Annotated in this window: 16 protein-coding genes; 6 read left to right on the top strand and 10 right to left on the bottom strand. The window is 52.0% G+C overall.

The window, feature by feature from the left end; translation table 11 throughout:
• Positions 1 to 28: 28 nt before the first annotated feature.
• Positions 29 to 598 (bottom strand): fimbrial protein, encoded by a 570-nt coding sequence (locus LZ634_RS06880; protein WP_234503344.1) that lies wholly within the window; start codon positions 596 to 598, stop codon positions 29 to 31.
• A gap of 508 nt (positions 599 to 1,106) precedes the next feature.
• On the opposite strand from LZ634_RS06880, the gene LZ634_RS06875 reads away from it, so the two are divergent.
• A complete protein-coding gene (locus LZ634_RS06875) occupies positions 1,107 to 1,673 on the top strand; it encodes a winged helix-turn-helix domain-containing protein (protein ID WP_234503341.1) in 567 nt (188 codons plus the stop codon).
• A gap of 448 nt (positions 1,674 to 2,121) precedes the next feature.
• Here the strand turns inward: LZ634_RS06875 and yjeJ are convergent, their stop codons facing one another.
• Complete coding sequence (gene yjeJ / locus LZ634_RS06870) at positions 2,122 to 2,979, bottom strand: YjeJ family protein (protein WP_234503399.1); 858 nt, start codon at positions 2,977 to 2,979, stop codon at positions 2,122 to 2,124.
• A 143-nt stretch (positions 2,980 to 3,122) separates the two neighbouring features.
• Entirely contained in the window at positions 3,123 to 4,151 is a 1,029-nt protein-coding gene (gene epmB, locus LZ634_RS06865) for an EF-P beta-lysylation protein EpmB (protein ID WP_234503339.1), read from the bottom strand.
• Positions 4,152 to 4,191: 40 nt separating this feature from the next.
• On the opposite strand from epmB, the gene efp reads away from it, so the two are divergent.
• The 3 genes from efp (at position 4,192) to sugE (ending at position 5,533) form a co-directional block, all read left to right on the top strand.
• Positions 4,192 to 4,758 (top strand): elongation factor P, encoded by a 567-nt coding sequence (gene efp, locus LZ634_RS06860; RefSeq protein WP_052284672.1) that lies wholly within the window; start codon positions 4,192 to 4,194, stop codon positions 4,756 to 4,758.
• 176 nt (positions 4,759 to 4,934) lie between these two features.
• Entirely contained in the window at positions 4,935 to 5,081 is a 147-nt protein-coding gene (ecnB, locus tag LZ634_RS06855; protein ID WP_234503336.1) for a lipoprotein toxin entericidin B, read from the top strand.
• A 134-nt stretch (positions 5,082 to 5,215) separates the two neighbouring features.
• On the top strand, positions 5,216 to 5,533 hold the full coding sequence (gene sugE / locus LZ634_RS06850; RefSeq protein WP_234503332.1) for a quaternary ammonium compound efflux SMR transporter SugE: 318 nt from the start codon (positions 5,216 to 5,218) through the stop codon (positions 5,531 to 5,533).
• Positions 5,534 to 5,624: 91 nt separating this feature from the next.
• Here the strand turns inward: sugE and frdD are convergent, their stop codons facing one another.
• Genes frdD through frdA form a run of 4 tightly spaced genes read right to left on the bottom strand, consistent with a single transcriptional unit; the run spans position 5,625 to position 8,918 of the window.
• Positions 5,625 to 5,984 carry a fumarate reductase subunit FrdD gene (frdD, locus tag LZ634_RS06845; RefSeq protein WP_052284675.1) on the bottom strand — a complete coding sequence of 120 codons (360 nt, stop codon included), beginning with the start codon at positions 5,982 to 5,984 and terminating at the stop codon, positions 5,625 to 5,627.
• A gap of 10 nt (positions 5,985 to 5,994) precedes the next feature.
• A complete protein-coding gene (gene frdC / locus LZ634_RS06840) occupies positions 5,995 to 6,390 on the bottom strand; it encodes a fumarate reductase subunit FrdC (protein WP_052284676.1) in 396 nt (131 codons plus the stop codon).
• 10 nt (positions 6,391 to 6,400) lie between these two features.
• Positions 6,401 to 7,135, bottom strand: a complete 735-nt coding sequence (locus LZ634_RS06835) for a succinate dehydrogenase/fumarate reductase iron-sulfur subunit (protein ID WP_234503328.1) — start codon at positions 7,133 to 7,135, stop codon at positions 6,401 to 6,403.
• Positions 7,128 to 8,918, bottom strand: a complete 1,791-nt coding sequence (frdA, locus tag LZ634_RS06830; RefSeq protein ID WP_234503326.1) for a fumarate reductase (quinol) flavoprotein subunit — start codon at positions 8,916 to 8,918, stop codon at positions 7,128 to 7,130. The genes LZ634_RS06835 and frdA overlap by 8 nt, the downstream gene beginning before the upstream one ends.
• Positions 8,919 to 9,229: 311 nt before the next feature.
• Between frdA and epmA the strand changes: the two genes are divergently transcribed.
• Both epmA and yjeM read left to right on the top strand, forming a co-directional pair.
• Positions 9,230 to 10,207: an elongation factor P--(R)-beta-lysine ligase gene (gene epmA, locus LZ634_RS06825; protein WP_234503323.1), complete on the top strand. Its 978-nt coding sequence runs from the start codon at positions 9,230 to 9,232 to the stop codon at positions 10,205 to 10,207.
• A gap of 214 nt (positions 10,208 to 10,421) precedes the next feature.
• Positions 10,422 to 11,924: a glutamate/gamma-aminobutyrate family transporter YjeM gene (yjeM, locus tag LZ634_RS06820; protein ID WP_234503320.1), complete on the top strand. Its 1,503-nt coding sequence runs from the start codon at positions 10,422 to 10,424 to the stop codon at positions 11,922 to 11,924.
• 146 nt (positions 11,925 to 12,070) lie between these two features.
• Here yjeM and mscM read toward each other — a convergent pair whose 3' ends face one another.
• The 3 genes from mscM to rsgA form a co-directional block, all read right to left on the bottom strand.
• Positions 12,071 to 15,394: a miniconductance mechanosensitive channel MscM gene (gene mscM / locus LZ634_RS06815; RefSeq protein WP_234503317.1), complete on the bottom strand. Its 3,324-nt coding sequence runs from the start codon at positions 15,392 to 15,394 to the stop codon at positions 12,071 to 12,073.
• A gap of 20 nt (positions 15,395 to 15,414) precedes the next feature.
• Positions 15,415 to 16,410, bottom strand: a complete 996-nt coding sequence (gene asd / locus LZ634_RS06810) for an archaetidylserine decarboxylase (protein WP_234503314.1) — start codon at positions 16,408 to 16,410, stop codon at positions 15,415 to 15,417.
• A gap of 120 nt (positions 16,411 to 16,530) precedes the next feature.
• On the bottom strand, positions 16,531 to 17,586 hold the full coding sequence (rsgA, locus tag LZ634_RS06805; RefSeq protein WP_234503311.1) for a small ribosomal subunit biogenesis GTPase RsgA: 1,056 nt from the start codon (positions 17,584 to 17,586) through the stop codon (positions 16,531 to 16,533).
• Positions 17,587 to 17,660: the final 74 nt, after the last annotated feature.

The raw sequence follows: 17,660 nt of genomic DNA, 5'->3' as shown, positions 1-17,660 counted from the left end.
CTGTTGTCGTAACCAGGCCCTCAGAAAATTAGATGGTGTAATCAATGGTGAAAGTAGCTACACCTTTAACTTGACCTTCTGTAATAGGGGTTGCGGCGTTAACTTTCACGTAACCAGCTAGATAATTCAGATGGGTAATCTCGCCTGGGGTGTAGGATTCATTCATAGGGCTGGAACCATCAAAAACAAGGCGAGTAGAATCGTCGAATTTCTTGATACCAATACCGATGCCGCCTGCTGGATCGTCCGCGGTATTATCCAGAATATCTGAGCTTCCGCTGGTAGTACCGGTTACGTTAACGGTCAGGCCAGTGACGTTATTCTCATCAGCGCCACCGAGGGCACAGTCTTTAACATCAAAACCGAATTTTGCAGTTTTAAACAGCGTGTTTACTGCTTCGCCGTTTGCTTCTGCAGTTGTGACGGTCGTTAAACGCACGATACCGTTGTTCAGCGTACCTGTTGGGGTGATCACACAGGAGGTTTTTGAGTCAGTAACTTCACCCAGGATAGTTACTTCAGACGTATTTGTTGCCATTGCCTGTGCACTGATGATTGCAGAAGCTGCGACCATTACAGCTAAAATTGTTTTTTTCATTTACTTAATCCATTTGTAAATACTCAAGTCCTGAATCGATACCTGGCTCGATGGTTAATTAGTTGCGTTTATTAATAATTAACACATCACTTTTTCTATCCAGGTACCGCCATTTTTCTCCGACTTTAAGCGGAATGTATAACCTCATGGGGATCTACATTTGCCCTGTGAGCGGGAGCGATGACAATCTTAGTGGGCGAAGAAAAAAATGCATGTGAATTGTTTCTGAATTTAAAAATGGATTAGGTGAGATCTGAGGATTCATTCTTTGCCCTGGTCGGTTAATTTTTGATGGTGAGAAGGATAGCGAGAAAAACTGACTTTCACTTGCGGGAAATATCATGCTAACCTTGCATTTGTTACGGCTACGCCATCATGTATTTATGCCTTAAACAATCTATGAGTTATTCAGTCTTATAAGGTTGTAAGACTGCTTTATGATTTGTGAAGTTAAACTTGAATTTAATTCATCGTTATTTCATGAAACTAATGAGGACGGGGAAGGATTATGGTATTCAATCAATATATTATTAATGATGAAGTTATTTTTGATGCAAATATGAATATGTTACAACCTCTTGGGGATAAAGGTGAAGGGGTGAGTTTAAATGCGCCAACTGCGCGTTGCTTACAGCTCCTGCTGGAGAGCAGCAATCGGGTTGTATCCCGCGAAGAATTTCTGGATTCAGTATGGAAAACAAGAGGTATTGTTGTTTCCCAAAACACATTTTATCAAAACATATCGTTGCTTAGGAAATCTTTGGTTAAAGCGGGTCTATCGCAGGATATTATTATTACAGTCAGGCAGCGAGGGTTTGTGATTTCCTCAAGCGTACATATTTCTTTATTTCTTAAAAATGATGAAGTGGAGTCTGATGATATCGTTAATAATAAGATGATGGATTCATCTTCCCCAATAGAGTATTCTGCGCCACAGAAGAGTGATTTACCTGCAGATAAGAATGTAAGTGAAAATATCAACGACAAAAAAATCGTGACATTTATGCTACCGAAATGGATATTGCCACTTTTCCTAGCTATGCTGATCGCAAACATCCTCTCTCTATTTCTATAAATAATAAAAGGTGGTTTTCTTATATTTTATGTTTATGGAATATCTTATGCAAAATCATGGGCGCATTGACTGTGTTCTGATTGTTAACTACCGCCTGTTGATACCTCAAATCCATAAAATAAAACTGCTGTCTGCCAGGTCTGTACCCGGCAGACGAGTTATGTTTTTACATGCCGACAATTGATATTTTTATTTTTCCAAAAAAAAGGATTTATGCTCTGGTAGTTCACCTTCTTAAAACCAGCATTTTACGAATTGTCTGAACTTTTTTGTCCTGTCTGAGGTAAGGGCTAAACGTAGGTATGATGCGGCGCTTAGGGGTAATGAACATGAGGCAATTGAAAATATGATTGGGTGAAATGGGCGAACTGAATGATGGCTAGGCCCATTTATATCTGCATAACTCAAACCCTTTGACAGATTTGTGCACTGTGATACTGACGCGAAGTCAGTCCCTGGCTTTTTCTGCGTTCTGCTGTAGCTGATAGAGCGCCTGCATACAGTCATCGGGGGTGAACGTTTTGTTCTTTTCTGACGACAGCATTCTGACAAACACCTGACACGATGTGCCAGAAAGTTTTTTCAGCCGTGGACTGAAATCCAGAAGACGGCGAGAAATCTCCTCAACCTCTTTTGAACCTGGTTTACTCCGTGTTTTAATCAACGTTCCACAAAACTGTTCTTTCCCTTCGGAATTGGTGTAGCGATAGAGCACAGCCAGATGGTGCGCAAACAGATTTCGTTTCCACGCCGGATGGTCGTAGGCATCATATTCCAGATTGCCACTGTCGCGGTGGTCCACATCGTAAAGCGGCAGAAAGTCCATTATCGATGCAAGGCGTGAAGTCAGCTCGTGCATTTCAGCATTGTTCACCGCGTGGATCATCACGGTAATCAGTAATTCCATCTGCAGCAGATCAACCACTAGCTCAATACTTTTACCTGACTGCAATTTTAGCGAGAAGGTCATGGCATCGGCATTATGCTGCGTCAGAGACAGAATATTGACACGTTGATTGATGTCAGCCTGCTCCAGCTCGAACTGTTGAATCGAGGGGATATTCTGATGCATTTTCTGGACGGCTTTATCACGTAGTTTTTCGTATTGGCGGCGCTTTTCGGCGCTCAGATGCGGAAGTTGGGATAGGCGAGATTCCAACGCGATCAGCAGATCTTTTAGAACGATAACCGGCAGAAAGAATAGCGACTCTTGATTACGTGATGACTTCACTTTCAGCGCTAGCGCAATAAAGTTTTTATCCTGGCGAATAACGCCGGCGTTAATACCCATCATGGTGATCGACAAACGGTTCTCCTTAACCATTTCTAAGTTAATCATTAAATTAACTTATTGATATGGTTTGGTTTTATTGAAGTGTCCAAAATAACACAGTCTATTATGATACGTGGAGAATATAGACAGACTTAAGCCCATCTATATTCGAGGTATTAGCGCTGGCGCAGCTGGAGATCCAACGGCGTTTTACTCGGCTCACCGCCAATCTCACGGGCCAGTTTAGGTACCATATAACCGGATACCAGAGTGAGTAATTCGCGCACAATCTCACGCGCTTCATCATCACTAATGAGGAAATGAGCTGCACCCTGCACTTTATCCAGCACGTGCAGGTAATAGGGCATTACGCCCGCGTCAAATAGTGCATTGCTGAGGTTTGCTAGCGTTTGGGCGTTATCGTTAACGCCACGCAATAATACACTCTGATTGAGCAACGTCACGCCCACCCGGCGTAGATTTGCCATGGCGGTACGGAATTCCGCGCCGATTTCGTTGGCGTGGTTAATATGATTCACCAGCAGGATTTGCAGTGATGAACGCTCAAAGCGGCTAACCAGGGTATCAGTAATGCGTGCGGGGATAACGATCGGCAAGCGGCTGTGGATACGCAGGCGTTTGATATGCGGGATAGACTCAAGCTGAGTGAGCAGCCAGTCTAGCTCATGATCTTTTGCCATCAGGGGATCGCCGCCGGAGAAGATGATTTCATCCAGTTCAGGGTGTGCACTCACGTAGTCGAGAGCGGCCTGCCAGTTGCGCTTATTGCCCTGATTATCGGCGTACGGGAAGTGGCGGCGGAAACAATAACGACAATTTACCGCACAACCGCCTTTTACCAGCAATAACGCGCGATTGCGGTATTTATGCAGCAATCCCGGTACCACGCTGTGCTGTTCTTCCAGCGGGTCGGTGGAAAACCCTGGCGCGGCGATAAACTCTTCTTGCGAGGTAAGTACCTGACGTAAAAGCGGATCGTCAGGATTACCTTTTTCCATTCGCGCCACGAACGCACGTGGAACGCGCAGGGCGAAAAGGCGCTTAGCTTCACGGCCAGCGAGCAAGTTTTCATCAGCGTCTATATTCAGAAGACGCAATAATTCATCCGGATCGGTGAGAACATCGGCAAGTTGCATCAACCAATCTTCTCTGGATGGGGTATTTAGGGTTACAATATGCGCCATTTTGTGGCTTAGCTACCATTTAACAATTTCAGAGGGCCTTATGGCGACTTACTATAGCAACGATTTTCGTGCTGGTCTTAAAATCATGATGGACGGCGAACCGTACGCGGTTGAAGCCAGTGAATTCGTTAAGCCGGGTAAAGGTCAGGCATTCGCACGTGTTAAACTGCGCCGCCTGCTGACCGGTACTCGCGTAGAGAAAACCTTCAAGTCTACCGACTCCGCTGAAGGTGCAGATGTTGCCGATATGAACCTGACCTTCCTGTATACCGACGGTGAGTTCTGGCACTTCATGAATAACGAAACCTTCGAGCAGCTGGCTGCCGATGAGAAAGCCGTTGGCGATAACGCTAAATGGCTGCTGGATCAGGCTGAATGCATCGTGACCCTGTGGAACGGTCAGCCTATCTCCGTAACCCCGCCAAACTTCGTTGAACTGGAAATCGTTGAAACCGATCCAGGTCTGAAAGGCGATACCGCAGGTACCGGCGGTAAACCAGCGACTCTGTCTACTGGCGCAGTCGTGAAAGTTCCTCTGTTCGTACAGATTGGCGAAGTGATCAAAGTTGATACTCGCTCTGGCGAATACGTCTCTCGCGTGAAGTAATTCATGTATTGAGCCGTGGCGCAGCAGCAGTGCTGCGCCTGCCTTCCGCAATCCCTGCCTTATTTCATTACTTCCCCGTGTTTAAGTCTGAAAAAAATCGCTGAAATCCAACATGCTGGGTGAAGTTGTCTATGCTTATCAAGCAAGATAACTAAAACTGACATAAGGATGACATTATGGTGAAAAAAGCGATCGCAGCGTTTTTTACGGTGCTGGTACTCTCCTCGGTTTTAACGGCATGTAATACCACCCGAGGTCTTGGTCAGGATATTTCTGATGGTGGTAGCGCGATTTCTGGGGCAGCAACCAAGGCGCAGCAATAAATCCAGACTGACGGTACGACGCGCTGTTGTACCGTCGTTTTTCCTTGCCTATACTGCCTCTCTACAAAACACCTTACGGGACGACCCGTAAGCGTATCGCACTTGGGGACGGCCCCATTATTATGGAGCCTGATATGCCCTGGATAATTCTCTTTGTTGCTGGTCTTCTTGAAGTGGTGTGGGCCGTTGGCCTGAAATATACCCATGGTTTTAGCCGACTGGTGCCGAGTGCCATTACGATCGCGGCGATGGTGGTCAGCATGGCCATGCTGTCATGGGCGATGAAAAGTCTGCCGGTAGGGACGGCCTATGCGGTCTGGACGGGAATCGGTGCGGTTGGTGCAGCTATCACCGGGATTCTGCTGTTAGGTGAGTCAGCGAGCCCAATGCGTATCGTCAGTCTTGCGCTGATTGTCATGGGGATTATTGGTCTGAAGCTAAGCGCCCATTAATTCAGCAGGCGTAGTTTGGTGTGATATGTGTTCAACGGGGCGACGGACCGTCGCCCCGTTGAACAGAGCGCCGCCGGGAGGCGGCACAAAGTTAGATAAACAGTACCCCGACTAGCGTCACCACCGTCAGAATGGCTGCCAGGCCGTAGAACACCCATTTCCCATTCGGGACGTGGATCTTCAGATCATGCATCGCATGGTGAATACGGTGCAGACCACACCACAGCGGCAGAACAATCATCAGGAAGATAAACGCACGGCCAATCAGGCTATGGGCAAAACCCAGTACGCGTTCGTAACTAAAGGCGTCAGCCGGCGCCAGACCCAGCGGCAGCATAATGCCAACCAGCAGCACAATAACCGGGGCGATAATCGCACCCCACATGCCGCCTGCGCCGAACAGGCCCCAGAATACCGGCTCGTCGGAACGTTTTGGATTAGGGTTAATCATGCCAGTCTCCTTACCAGAACAGGGCGATAAACAATATCACCACGCTGACCACTGCGGTCACGACCCAGAGCCCTTTAATAATCGGCTCCGGCCCCATTTTCTCGCCTTTCACGATGATGTTGGCTGCCTTTGGCGCCAGCTCAAACCAGGTTTTAGTGTGCAGCAGCGCAGCGCCCAGGGTGATCAGATTCAGCACGACCACGATAGGGTTTTGTAAAAAGCCTACGTAGCCAGCCCAGCTCTCAGCACCGTGCTTCAGCGCAAACAAACCGTAGATCAGTACAATACTGAACCAGACGGTGGGTACCGCTGTGCCTTCACGCAGCATGTAGAAGCGATAAAACGGCAGTTTTCTCCACCAGGTGGACGGCATCGGCCGTACATAGGGTTTGCGTTTAGTCGTCATAATGCACTCCTTAGCGTGGTTTCAGGGTAGCGATAAGAAAGTCTTTCGAACTTTCCACTTTACCCTGCTGAATGGCGGCGGCGGGATCGACGTGTTTTGGACACACTTCGGAGCAGTAGCCGACAAAGGTACAGGTCCAGACGCCATTCTGACCATTCAGCTGCGCCATGCGCTCTTTCTTCCCGTGGTCGCGGCTATCTTCGTTGTAGCGGTGAGCGAGGGTTATCGCCGCCGGGCCGATGAATTCAGGATTCAGGCCAAACTGCGGGCAGGCTGCATAGCACAGGCCGCAGTTGATGCAGCCGGAGAACTGATGGTATTTCGCCATCTGCGCCGGAGTCTGGGTGTTTGGTCCCTGATCTGGCGTGCGCGGATTGCCGATGATATACGGCTTAATCGCTTCCAGACTCTCGATAAAGTGGGTCATATCGACCACCAAATCGCGCTCGATAGGGAAGTTGGCCAGCGCTTCGACTTTGATCCCTTTGGTGTATTCACGCAGGAAGGTCTTACAGGCCAGCTTCGGCACTTTGTTAACCATCATGCCACAGGAACCGCAGATAGCCATGCGGCAGGACCAGCGATAGCTTAAGTCCGGCGCAAGGTTATCTTTGATGTAGCCCAGCGCGTCGAGCAGCGACGTTTGCTCGTCGTAAGGCACTTCATAAAAGGCACTGTGAGGCGCGCTGTCCACTTCCGGGTTGTAGCGCACGATCTCAACTTTGATATTTTGCATCTCAGCCATTGGCCTTCTCCTTCTTCTCGGCCGCTTCTGCTTCTGCGCCGTACACGCGTTTAGCCGGTGGCAGGGTCGTGATTTTCACATCGCTGTAGTCGAGGCGCGTGGTGCCGTCGGCATCGCGGAAGGCGAGGGTATGTTTGAGGAAGTTAACGTCATCACGCTCGGTGCAGCCTTCGTCAAGACGCTGGTGTGCGCCGCGCGACTCTTTACGTGCCATCGCCGAGTGCGCCATACATTCGGCAACGTTCAGACCATGGCCCAACTCAATGGTGTAGAGCAAATCGGTATTGAACACGCTTGAGGTATCGGTGACGCGCACGCGTTTGAAGCGCTCCTGTAGCTCAGCGAGCTTATCGATAGTTTTCTGCATCAACTCCGGGGTACGGTAGATGCCGCAACCTTCTTCCATCGACAGACCCATTTCGTCGCGGATCTTCGACCAGTTTTCGTTGCCTTCCTGGTTCACCACCGCTTTCAGGCGGTTTTCGATATCGCTCACCTGCGCGTCCAGCGCGCTGCCGTTAGCTTCACCGACGGTTGCTGCGCGGGCCATCGCCTGCTCACCGGCCATACGACCGAAGACTACCAGTTCCGCTAGCGAGTTGGAGCCCAGGCGGTTTGCACCGTGCAGACCCACGGAGGAACATTCGCCGACGGCGAACAGCCCTTTAATGCGGGTTTCACACTGTTGGTCGGTTTCGATGCCGCCCATGGTGTAGTGCGCGGTTGGACGTACTGGAATTGGCTCTTTCACCGGATCGACGCCGACGTAGGCTTTCGCCAGTTCACAGATGAACGGCAGACGTTCCAGCAGCTTTTTCTCGCCGAGGTGGCGCAGGTCAAGATAGACCACATCACCGCGTGGCGTTGGTACGGTGTTGCCTTTGCGCCATTCATGCCAGAAGGCCTGAGAAACCTTGTCGCGTGGACCCAGCTCCATGTATTTGTTTTTCGGCTCGCCCAGCGGGGTTTCCGGACCCATACCGTAGTCCTGCAGGTAGCGGTAGCCGTTTTTGTTGACCAGAATACCGCCTTCGCCACGGCAACCTTCGGTCATCAGGATGCCAGAGCCCGGCAGACCGGTTGGGTGATACTGAACGAATTCCATATCACGCAGCGGAACGCCGTGGCTTAGCGCCATGCCCATGCCGTCACCGGTAACGATGCCGCCGTTGGTATTGTATCGATACACACGCCCCGCACCGCCGGTGGCCATCACCACCGCGTTGGCGCGAATTTGTACCAGCGAACCTTCCATCATGTTCATGGCGACCAAGCCACGGGCCTGACCATCATCGACCAGAATATCGAGGACGAAATGTTCATCAAAGCGTTGGATTTGAGGGAATTGCAGGGAAGTCTGGAATAGGGTGTGCAGCATATGGAAGCCGGTTTTATCGGCGGCAAACCATGTGCGTTCGATTTTCATGCCACCGAAGCGCCGGACGTTAACGCTGCCGTCCGGGCGACGACTCCACGGGCAGCCCCACTGCTCAAGCTGGGTCATCTCCGTTGGACAATGGTGGACAAAGTAATCGACGACATCCTGTTCGCAAAGCCAGTCGCCACCGGCGACAGTGTCGTGAAAATGGTATTCGAAGCTATCATGGTCCTGTGCGACGGCGGCGGAGCCACCTTCGGCGGCAACCGTATGGCTGCGCATAGGATAAACTTTTGAGATCAAAGCGATTTTGGCTTTTGGATTTGCCTGGGCGGCTGCAATAGCAGCGCGTAATCCAGCTCCGCCTGCGCCTATAATGGCAAGATCGGCTTGAAAGGTTTGCACGACATTCCTCCAGATTATTGTTATTTCACAACAAGCTACGCGGGGGATATCTCGTGGCCTGTCGCAAAAACGTTTCCACTGCTCCTTTATAGGTAAAGCAGTATACCCGTGGGCTTGTCAGGGAAATTTGATGTGTTCGATTTTTTTATCGATATGTGCGCTTAATTTATCAATGTAGCTGATGAATTACGTTATGGAATTACTTAGGAAAATGTTCTTCCTGGCCCTCTCATCAATCGCTGGGCAATATTTGTGTCATGTGCCGCTTGCGGGTAGACTTCGTGCCCTTGTCTGAATTCGGAGAAACAAACATGAGCGAGACGGCAACCTGGCAGCCGAGCGCCTCCATTCCCAATCTGTTAAAACGTGCGGCGCTAATGGCGGAAATCCGTCGTTTTTTTGCTGACCGCGGCGTACTGGAGGTGGAAACGCCCTGCATGAGCCAGGCAACGGTTACTGACATCCATATGGTACCGTTTGAGACTCGCTTTGTTGGCCCGGGGCATTCTCAGGGCATGAATCTTTATCTGATGACCAGCCCGGAATATCACATGAAGCGCCTGCTGGCAGCCGGCTGTGGCCCCATTTTCCAGCTGTGTAGAAGCTTCCGCAATGAAGAAATGGGACGTCACCACAACCCGGAATTCACCATGCTGGAGTGGTACCGTCCGCACTTTGATATGTATCGCCTGATCAACGAGGTTGATGATCTGCTGCAGCAGGTGCTGGAAACCCAGCCTGCCGAGAGTCTCTCTTACCAGCAGGCGTTCCAGCGTCATCTGGAAATTGACCCGCTGTCGGCGGACAAAGCTCAGATGCGTGAAGTGGCGGCGAAGCTCGACCTGAGCAACATTGCGGATACCGAAGAGGATCGCGACACGTTGCTACAGTTGCTCTTTACCTTCGGCGTTGAGCCACATATTGGTAAAGAACGCCCGACGTTTGTCTATCACTTCCCGGCAAGTCAGGCATCGCTGGCGCAGATCAGTACGGAAGATCATCGGGTAGCCGAGCGCTTTGAGGTTTACTTCAAGGGGATGGAGCTAGCAAATGGTTTCCATGAACTGACCGATGCCCGTGAGCAGCAGCAGCGTTTTGAGCAGGACAACCGCAAGCGCGCCGCGCGTGGTTTGCCACAACAACCGATCGATCAAAACCTGCTGGACGCGTTAGCGGCCGGCCTGCCGGATTGTTCCGGTGTGGCACTGGGAGTTGACCGTCTGGTGATGCTGGCGCTAGGGGCTGAAAGTCTGGCTGACGTGCTGGCATTTAGCGTAGAACGGGCTTAACACACTATTTAACAAGATAAAATGACGCGCAATGCGTCATTTTATGGTTATATATTTTTTAATTGCCGCTGATTGTCACAATATTCCTCTGGTTGTTTGCTATCATCCTGCCAGCAAATTCTATCGTCGCTCTCCCATTGCCTTGCTCATGCAAGTTCGCAATGCGGTGTCCTGTCGGCGTGTAAAATAATGGTTCAGAGTAAAGGAGGGTCAAATGACCCAGTCAATAAAAAAGATGAGCCTTATTGGCCTCATCCTGATGATATTTACTTCAGTTTTTGGTTTTGCCAATAGCCCCTCCGCATTTTATCTGATGGGATATAGCGCCATCGTCTGGTATATATTTTCCGCACTTTTATTCTTTATTCCCTTTGCCTTAATGATGGCTGAAATGGGGGCTGCCTATCGTAAAGAAGAGGGGGGGATCTATTCGTGGATGAATAATAGCGTCGGCCCACGCTATGCGTTTATTGGTACCTTTATGTGGTTCTCTTCCTACGTTATCTGGATGGTGAGCACGTCGGCGAAGGTGTGGGTACCGTTTTCGACCTTCCTGTTTGGCTCTGACATGACTCAGCACGGGAGCTTTGCTGGCCTGGCATCGACGCAGGTGGTAGGTGTACTGGCGGTAGTCTGGATGGTGCTGGTCACGATGGTTGCGGCAAAAGGAATTAATAAAATTGCACGTATTACTGCCATTGGCGGTATTGCTGTGATGTGTCTTAATCTGGTTTTATTGTTAGTAAGTATTGCTATTTTGTTATTAAATGGCGGCCACTTTGCACAGCCAATTAATTTCATCACCTCGCCAAACCCGGGTTATCAATCGGGGCTGGCAGTTTTATCGTTTGTAGTATTTGCAATCTTTGCTTACGGTGGCATTGAAGCCGTGGGTGGTCTGGTAGATAAAACGGAAAGTCCGGAAAAGAACTTCGCCAAAGGTATTGTCTTTGCGGCGATAGTTATTTCTATTGGTTATTCGCTGGCGATATTCTTGTGGGGTGTTAGCACCAACTGGCAGCAAATTTTAAGTGACAGCTCGGTTAACCTTGGCAACATTACCTATGTGTTGATGTCCAGTTTGGGAGCGACACTGGGCAACGCCTTGCATCTTTCGCCAGCAGCGGCCGCCACGGTAGGGGTTTGGTTTGCACGAATTACCGGGTTGTCGATGTTCCTCGCATATACCGGCGCATTCTTTACTTTAATCTACTCACCGCTGAAGGCGATTATTCAAGGAACGCCAAAAGCATTGTGGCCAGCGTCAATGACCCGTCTCAATGAAAATGGCATGCCATCCACGGCGATGTGGATGCAGTGCGCGCTGGTGAGCCTGTTTATTCTGCTGGTCTCTTTTGGCGGCGATACCGCTTCGGCGTTCTATAACAAGCTGACGCTGATGGCCAACGTTTCCATGACCCTGCCGTATCTGTTCCTGGCGCTGGCCTTCCCGTTCTTTAAAGCCAAAATGGATCTCGACCGTCCGTTTGTTCTCTTCAAAACGAAGGTCTCAATATGGCTTGCCACGGGCGTGGTGGTGCTGGTGGTTGCTTTTGCCAACATCTTTACCGTGATTCAGCCGGTAATCGAGAAGGGAGACTGGGACAGCGCACTGTGGATGGTTGGCGGGCCGATTTTCTTCTCGCTGCTGGCGATGGCTATTTACGAAAACTATCGCCACAGGGCCGACCCCCGACCGCACCTGGCCGCGGAATAAATGCGGTAGTCAGGCTATGCAATACACTACCGACGAAATACTGCCGGTGGTGAAGCGAAGCGTCGGTGACGCCACGCGAACGAACCAAAAATAAAGCGAGTATTGCGTGATTCCTTCTCCCCTAAAAAGGGGAGAAGGTGCTTCGATTACAGACTGCCCGGCTGGCGGCTGGCACGGCCCGCAGAGGTCAGCGTGTTCGCCGATTTCTTGCCATTGATACTCTCTAAGCGCATCTGGAACGGCGGGAACGGCATATCGATACCATGCTGGCGGAAACCGGCCAGAATCAGCTGGTGCAGTTCGTGGCGCAGCGGCATGCGGTGACCCATCTCGGCGGCGTAGATACGCAGCTCGAAAATCTGAATCCCCTGTTGTAAATCTACCAGGAACGCTTCCGGCGCCGGTGTATCAATCACCAGCGAGCAGCGGTGGGCGGCGGTCAGTAGGATCTGCGCGACCTCTTCGCTGTTGGCGTCCGACGGTGCCGGGATGCTTAACACCACGCGGGTGACTGAGTCCGACAGCGACCAGTTGATAAACTGCTCGGTGATAAATGCCTTGTTTGGCACGATAATCTCTTTGCGGTCCCAGTCGCTGATGGTGGTGGCTCGGGTGTTGATGCGCGTGACGCTCCCGGTTAAGTCGCGAATAGTGACCGTATCGCCGATACGAATTGGTTTCTCAAACAGAATAATCAGGCCAGAGATAAAGTTGGCGAATATCTCCTGCAAACCAAAGCCGAGACCGACACCGAGGGCGGCAACCAGCCATTGCAGTTTCGACCACTCAATCCCCAGCAGTGAGAAGCCCATCAGGCCACCAATCATCATCAGAATGTATTTCGTGATGGTGGTAATGGCGTACCCGGTACCCGGTGCCAGGGAGAGATGCTGGAGAATCGCGAGCTCGAGTAGCGCGGGCAGGTTACGTACCAGCTGGGTGGTGATAATCAGCACCAGAATGGCGATGAGTACCGCGCCGAGGGTAATCGGTTCAATACTTTCAACGCCCTGCACGGTAGAGGTGACATCCCACAGCGAGATGTTCTCGAGGAAGCCAAACGCCGAGTGGATTTCCGACCACAGGATAATCACCGATACCAGCGCAATCAGCATCAGAATCGAGCGGACGAGACGCAGAGACTGTTCGCTGATAGTGTCGAGATTGACCTCACTCACCTCCATCTCTGCGGTTCCTTCGAGGCTGGTGGCGTGGGCTTCTTCTTCACCTCTGGCACGGTGCGCCAGCATTTCAGCGCGTTTGTGTTTGGCTCGTTCAAACGCCAGTCTGCGGCGCTGGATAAGCATCCAGCGGCGGATGACGTGGTAAATCACCAGCAGCAGGAACCAGATGGCAACCGAGGTTTCCAGACGCGCCAGCAGAGCCTGCGATGTGGCGAGATAGCCGACGGCGGCGGCAAAAATAGCGACCAGCGGCGCGCCAATCATCAGGTTCCACAGCATGCTGTTGACCCGATTATCACCGTTGCCCTCTTTGTCGAGATACAGTGGAATGCCCGCGCGCTTCAGGCTGAGTGTAACCACCGCCAGCGCACCGCAGATCAGGATAAAGCAGAGTCTGCCTAGCGATGCGGAGAACTCCCGGTCGTTGAGGTTATCGAACATGATCAGCGCCATGATAAGCGGCACGATGAGTCCGATGCTCATCAGGTAATAGCGCATGGCACGGGCGACACGGTTTTGCGGCCAGCCGAAGTGGACGATAAACAGACCGTTAGTGCGGGCGAAGGCGGCGCAGATCATCACCACCCACAGCAGCGGCACGGTGGCGGTGACGCCATCGCCGATAGCCACCGCCAGTGGGTAAGGCCAAGCCTCCTGAAGACCGTAGCCCAAAGTTGCCCACAGTACCGGCAGCGGTGAGGCCACCAGAATCGACCAGAACACCGTGCGCATCGTTAGCCAGAAGTGGTCCTGGGTGACTTTGCCTACGCGGGCGCTGGAGCGCTCCAGAAAACGCGTGAAGTGTTTACGCGAGCTAATGCTAAAGCCAACCAACAGTAACGCGGCAAAGAGCGGGAATAACGTCTGGCGGCTAGTGACCATCATGACGCTGGCTTTACCTAGCTGACTAAAGGTATCCAGCGAGATCAGCCGACGCAGATCCTGCACGATTTCAATCGGCCAGCTAAAGTCGATAGGGCGTACATCGGAGGTCCAGAACAGATAGCGGTGCGTCGCTTCGTTCACCTCTTTTAGCGCATCTTCCAACTGACTATTGGAGACTTTCAGCTTAGTAAGCTCAAGGATCAGTGTGTCGCCGCCCTGAAGTAGGGAGTTTAACAGTTCACGCTGGGTGCGCAGCTGGGCCTCAAGAATGCGGTTTTGCTCGCCGGTGAGCGGCTGGCCGTCAACCTGGTGGATCTGGCGTAATTGCGGCTGCTTGTTCAGTAGATCTTCATAGCGCAGGCGGTGCACACGCAGTTGCGCCATTTCGGTATCCAGCTGCTGCGGCTTTGGCATCTCAGGCAGGCGGGCCACCTGGGCACGCAGCGCTTCGCCGAGCAGATTCGATGCTCCCAGCCACTGTGACTGCTCGCGCAGCGTGTTGAGCGCCTGGCGGACCTGTAGGGTCTGGTTCGCGGCCTGACGCTGCTGGGAGGCGACCAGATCCATGCGCTGGGCCTGTTGATTCAACGCCTGGGAAAGCTCGCGGTTAATTTTAAACTGGTCAACGATCCCGACTGGCAGATTCTCGCTGTTTTCGGCCAGCAGTTCGGTGCTCTCCAGCGCCCGTTCCGCTTCGCGCTGGCGTTGGCTATTGAGCTGGTTACGCAGTGCCTGTAGATAAGCGTCGAGCTGTTCGCTCTGTTTCTGCGCCAGCTCCGAGCGCATACGCGCCAGCTCCTGACGATTGTTAGCGGAAAGCTGCGCCAGCTCCAGTTCATCGACCAATGCCTTCAGCTTGCTGGAGTCGGCCTGCAGGCTGAGAGCCTGCGCCTGCGCCAGCGGTGAATTGCCGGTGCTGGTTCCGAGGCGGCGCTCAACGTCGTTCAATTGACGACGGGCGTCGGTCTGCTGTTGCGGTAATTGGTTGACGGAATCAGCGATTTCGCGGGCGCGGTCCTGTTCCTGTTGGGCCAGGCGGCTTTTTTCCAGTAGCTGGCTGCTAACCTGCAAAATCTCCTGATTTAGCGCATCAGAGCTCATTCCCTCCGGTGCCTGACGTGGTTCATCACGCAGGTTGTTAAGCTGGCTGCGCAGCGTCTGGGAGAGTTTGGGGAAATTGTCGATAACCTGCTGGTACTGCGCGGTGCGCTCGAGGGAGCCTTTTTGCTCCTCGAGCGCAGTAAGGGCGTTTTGTAATGCTTCGACGGTTTCAGGCTGAGCGGGCTTGGCCGCTTTCGCCTGTTCCAGTTCCTGGGCTATTTGTCGAGCATTGAGGGGCGTCGCTGCGTACGCCCCCTGGCTGAGGCACCAGGCCATCAGTAAAGTGATAATCAGGCGCACATCAGACCCTTATTCAGTAATTAGCTTTGCTCTTTTTTTTCGTCAGCCTGCGGAGCAACGTCCTGCTCAACGTGTTTGGTGGCTGGCTCAACGATAACTTCCGGCTCAACGACGACTTCTGGTTCAACCGCGGCTTCTGGTTCAGCCACGACTTCGGTGGAGATAGCCAGTGGTTCACCCAGTTTAGTCACCGACAGATTTTTCAGCGCTTCAACCAACGTCACTTTACCCGGCGCAAACAGGTTAATCACCGTTGAACCCAGTTTGAAGCGGCCCATTTCCTGGCCTTTCAGCAGTGCCACAGAACCTTCCTGATCGCCTGCCGGATAGGTCCAGCGCTTGATCACGCCTTCACGCGGTGGCGTGACGGTGCCGGACCAGACGGTTTCAATGCTGCCGACGATGGTCGCGCCAACCAGAATTTGCGCCATTGGGCCGAATTCGGTATCGAACAGGCAGATAACGCGCTCGTTACGGGCAAACAGGTTTGGTACGTTCTGCGCCGTCAAATGATTCACGGAGAACAGATCGCCCGGCACGTAGATCATCTCACGCAGGATACCGTTGCACGGCATGTGGACGCGGTGATAGTCACGTGGGGAGAGATAGGTGGTGGCAAAGGTACCGTTACGGAACAGGTCGGCCATGATGTAGTTACCGGCCAGCAGCGCTTCCAGCGAGTAGTCGTGACCTTTGGCCTGCAGAATTTTATCGCCTTCAATAGCACCCAATTGGCTGATAGCGCCATCGGCTGGCATCACCAGAACGCTTGGGTCTGTGTTGACCGGGCGGGCATCTTCACGCAGCGGACGAACAAAGAAATCGTTGAAAGTGCGGTAGCTGGCGGTATCCGGCTTCTGCGCCTCTTTCATGTCGACCTTGTAGAATTTGACGAACAGATCGATAACCAATTTGGTCAGCCATCCCGCTCGTTTGCTTGCACCCCAGCCTGCGAGACGCGTAAGCCACAGTTTAGGCAGAATGTATTGCAGTGAAAGTTTAAACGAGTTTAACAAGGTAGCCTCCAGGCCAATATGTGTCGTTCCTGACCCGACGACGGGCGTCGGATCTCAATGAGAAAAGCGGCCGATTCTAGCGATTGTTAGCAAAAATGTCAGTCGGCAAAATCATAGTTCTCATTTATCGGTCTCTGAAAAGTTTTTACGCGTTTTTACCTGCGCCATACTGTCCAGAATGTGGTGATAGTGTTCGAAACGTGATTCGGCAATCTTTCCGTTCTCCACGGCTTCACGGATAGCGCAGCCTGGATCGGTATCGTGCTTGCAGTCGCGGTATTTGCAATGGCCAAGGTAATCATGGAATTCGACAAAACCCTGGGTCACTTGTTCTGGCTCGAGATGCCACAGGCCAAATTCACGAACGCCCGGGGAGTCAATAACGTCGCCGCCGTGCGGGAAGTGATACAGACGCGCCGCGGTGGTGGTGTGTTGCCCCAGCCCTGAAACGTTGGAGACGTCGTTGGTGAGGATACTGTCATCGCTCAACCCTAACAGCGCGTTCAGCAAGCTGGATTTACCGACACCGGACTGCCCGGCGAAGATGCTGATTCGGTTAGTGAGCGCTTCTTCTAGCGGCTTTAAGCCATCCTGAGTATGGCTGGACGCCATCAGGACGCGATAGCCGATGCGGCGATAGATATCCATCTGTTCGTTGACGAAAGCCATGCCTTCTTCGTCCAACAAATCGATCTTATTGAGCACCAACAGAGGCTCAACGTCGAGCGTTTCGCAGGCCACGAGGTAACGGTCGATAATATTGAGCGACAGTTCAGGCAAAATGGCGGAAACGATAACAATTTGATCGATATTGGCGGCGATCGGTTTTACGCCATCGTAAAAGTCCGGACGGGTAAGCACTGATGTGCGCTCATGTACTGCTTCGACGATGCCTTTAACTCTGACACCTTCCGCGGCGGCTTTACCCGGGCGCCAGACGACGCGGTCGCCAGTAACCAGTGAACGGATAGTCCGGCGGATGTTGCAGCGGTGGGTTTCGCCATCGGCGGACTCCACGTCGGCATGCATACCAAAGCGGCTGATGACGATACCTTCGGCGGCTTCGCCAAACAGGTTATCGTCGTAATCTGGCTTCTCCGCAGTTGTTGTAAGGCGGCGCTCATGGTTGGCTTTTACGCGGCGCTGCTGACCTTTGGAGAGTTTATTTTTACTCAATCGTGCTGACTCCTGGTCGCCCATGTTGGGCAAAACCTCTATGATACACGCTAATTAATACTAGTTAACCTACC

This window comes from Kluyvera intermedia (assembly GCF_021440345.1).
GTDB classification, from domain to species: Bacteria; Pseudomonadota; Gammaproteobacteria; order Enterobacterales; family Enterobacteriaceae; genus Kluyvera; species Kluyvera intermedia_A.
This window is presented reverse-complemented; position numbering and strand designations above follow the sequence as displayed.

What these genes read in the sequence shown, in the direction of transcription:
- epmA (WP_234503323.1), top strand. Translation starts at nt 9,230, where the DNA reads ATGAGCGAGACGGCAACCTGGCAGCCGAGCGCCTCCATTCCCAATCTG.
- yjeM (WP_234503320.1), top strand. Translation starts at nt 10,422, where the DNA reads ATGACCCAGTCAATAAAAAAGATGAGCCTTATTGGCCTCATCCTGATG.
- LZ634_RS06835 (WP_234503328.1), bottom strand. Translation starts at nt 7,135, where the DNA reads ATGGCTGAGATGCAAAATATCAAAGTTGAGATCGTGCGCTACAACCCG.
- sugE (WP_234503332.1), top strand. Translation starts at nt 5,216, where the DNA reads ATGCCCTGGATAATTCTCTTTGTTGCTGGTCTTCTTGAAGTGGTGTGG.
- frdD (WP_052284675.1), bottom strand. Translation starts at nt 5,984, where the DNA reads ATGATTAACCCTAATCCAAAACGTTCCGACGAGCCGGTATTCTGGGGC.
- LZ634_RS06875 (WP_234503341.1), top strand. Translation starts at nt 1,107, where the DNA reads ATGGTATTCAATCAATATATTATTAATGATGAAGTTATTTTTGATGCA.
- frdC (WP_052284676.1), bottom strand. Translation starts at nt 6,390, where the DNA reads ATGACGACTAAACGCAAACCCTATGTACGGCCGATGCCGTCCACCTGG.
- epmB (WP_234503339.1), bottom strand. Translation starts at nt 4,151, where the DNA reads ATGGCGCATATTGTAACCCTAAATACCCCATCCAGAGAAGATTGGTTG.
- LZ634_RS06880 (WP_234503344.1), bottom strand. Translation starts at nt 598, where the DNA reads ATGAAAAAAACAATTTTAGCTGTAATGGTCGCAGCTTCTGCAATCATC.
- ecnB (WP_234503336.1), top strand. Translation starts at nt 4,935, where the DNA reads ATGGTGAAAAAAGCGATCGCAGCGTTTTTTACGGTGCTGGTACTCTCC.
- efp (WP_052284672.1), top strand. Translation starts at nt 4,192, where the DNA reads ATGGCGACTTACTATAGCAACGATTTTCGTGCTGGTCTTAAAATCATG.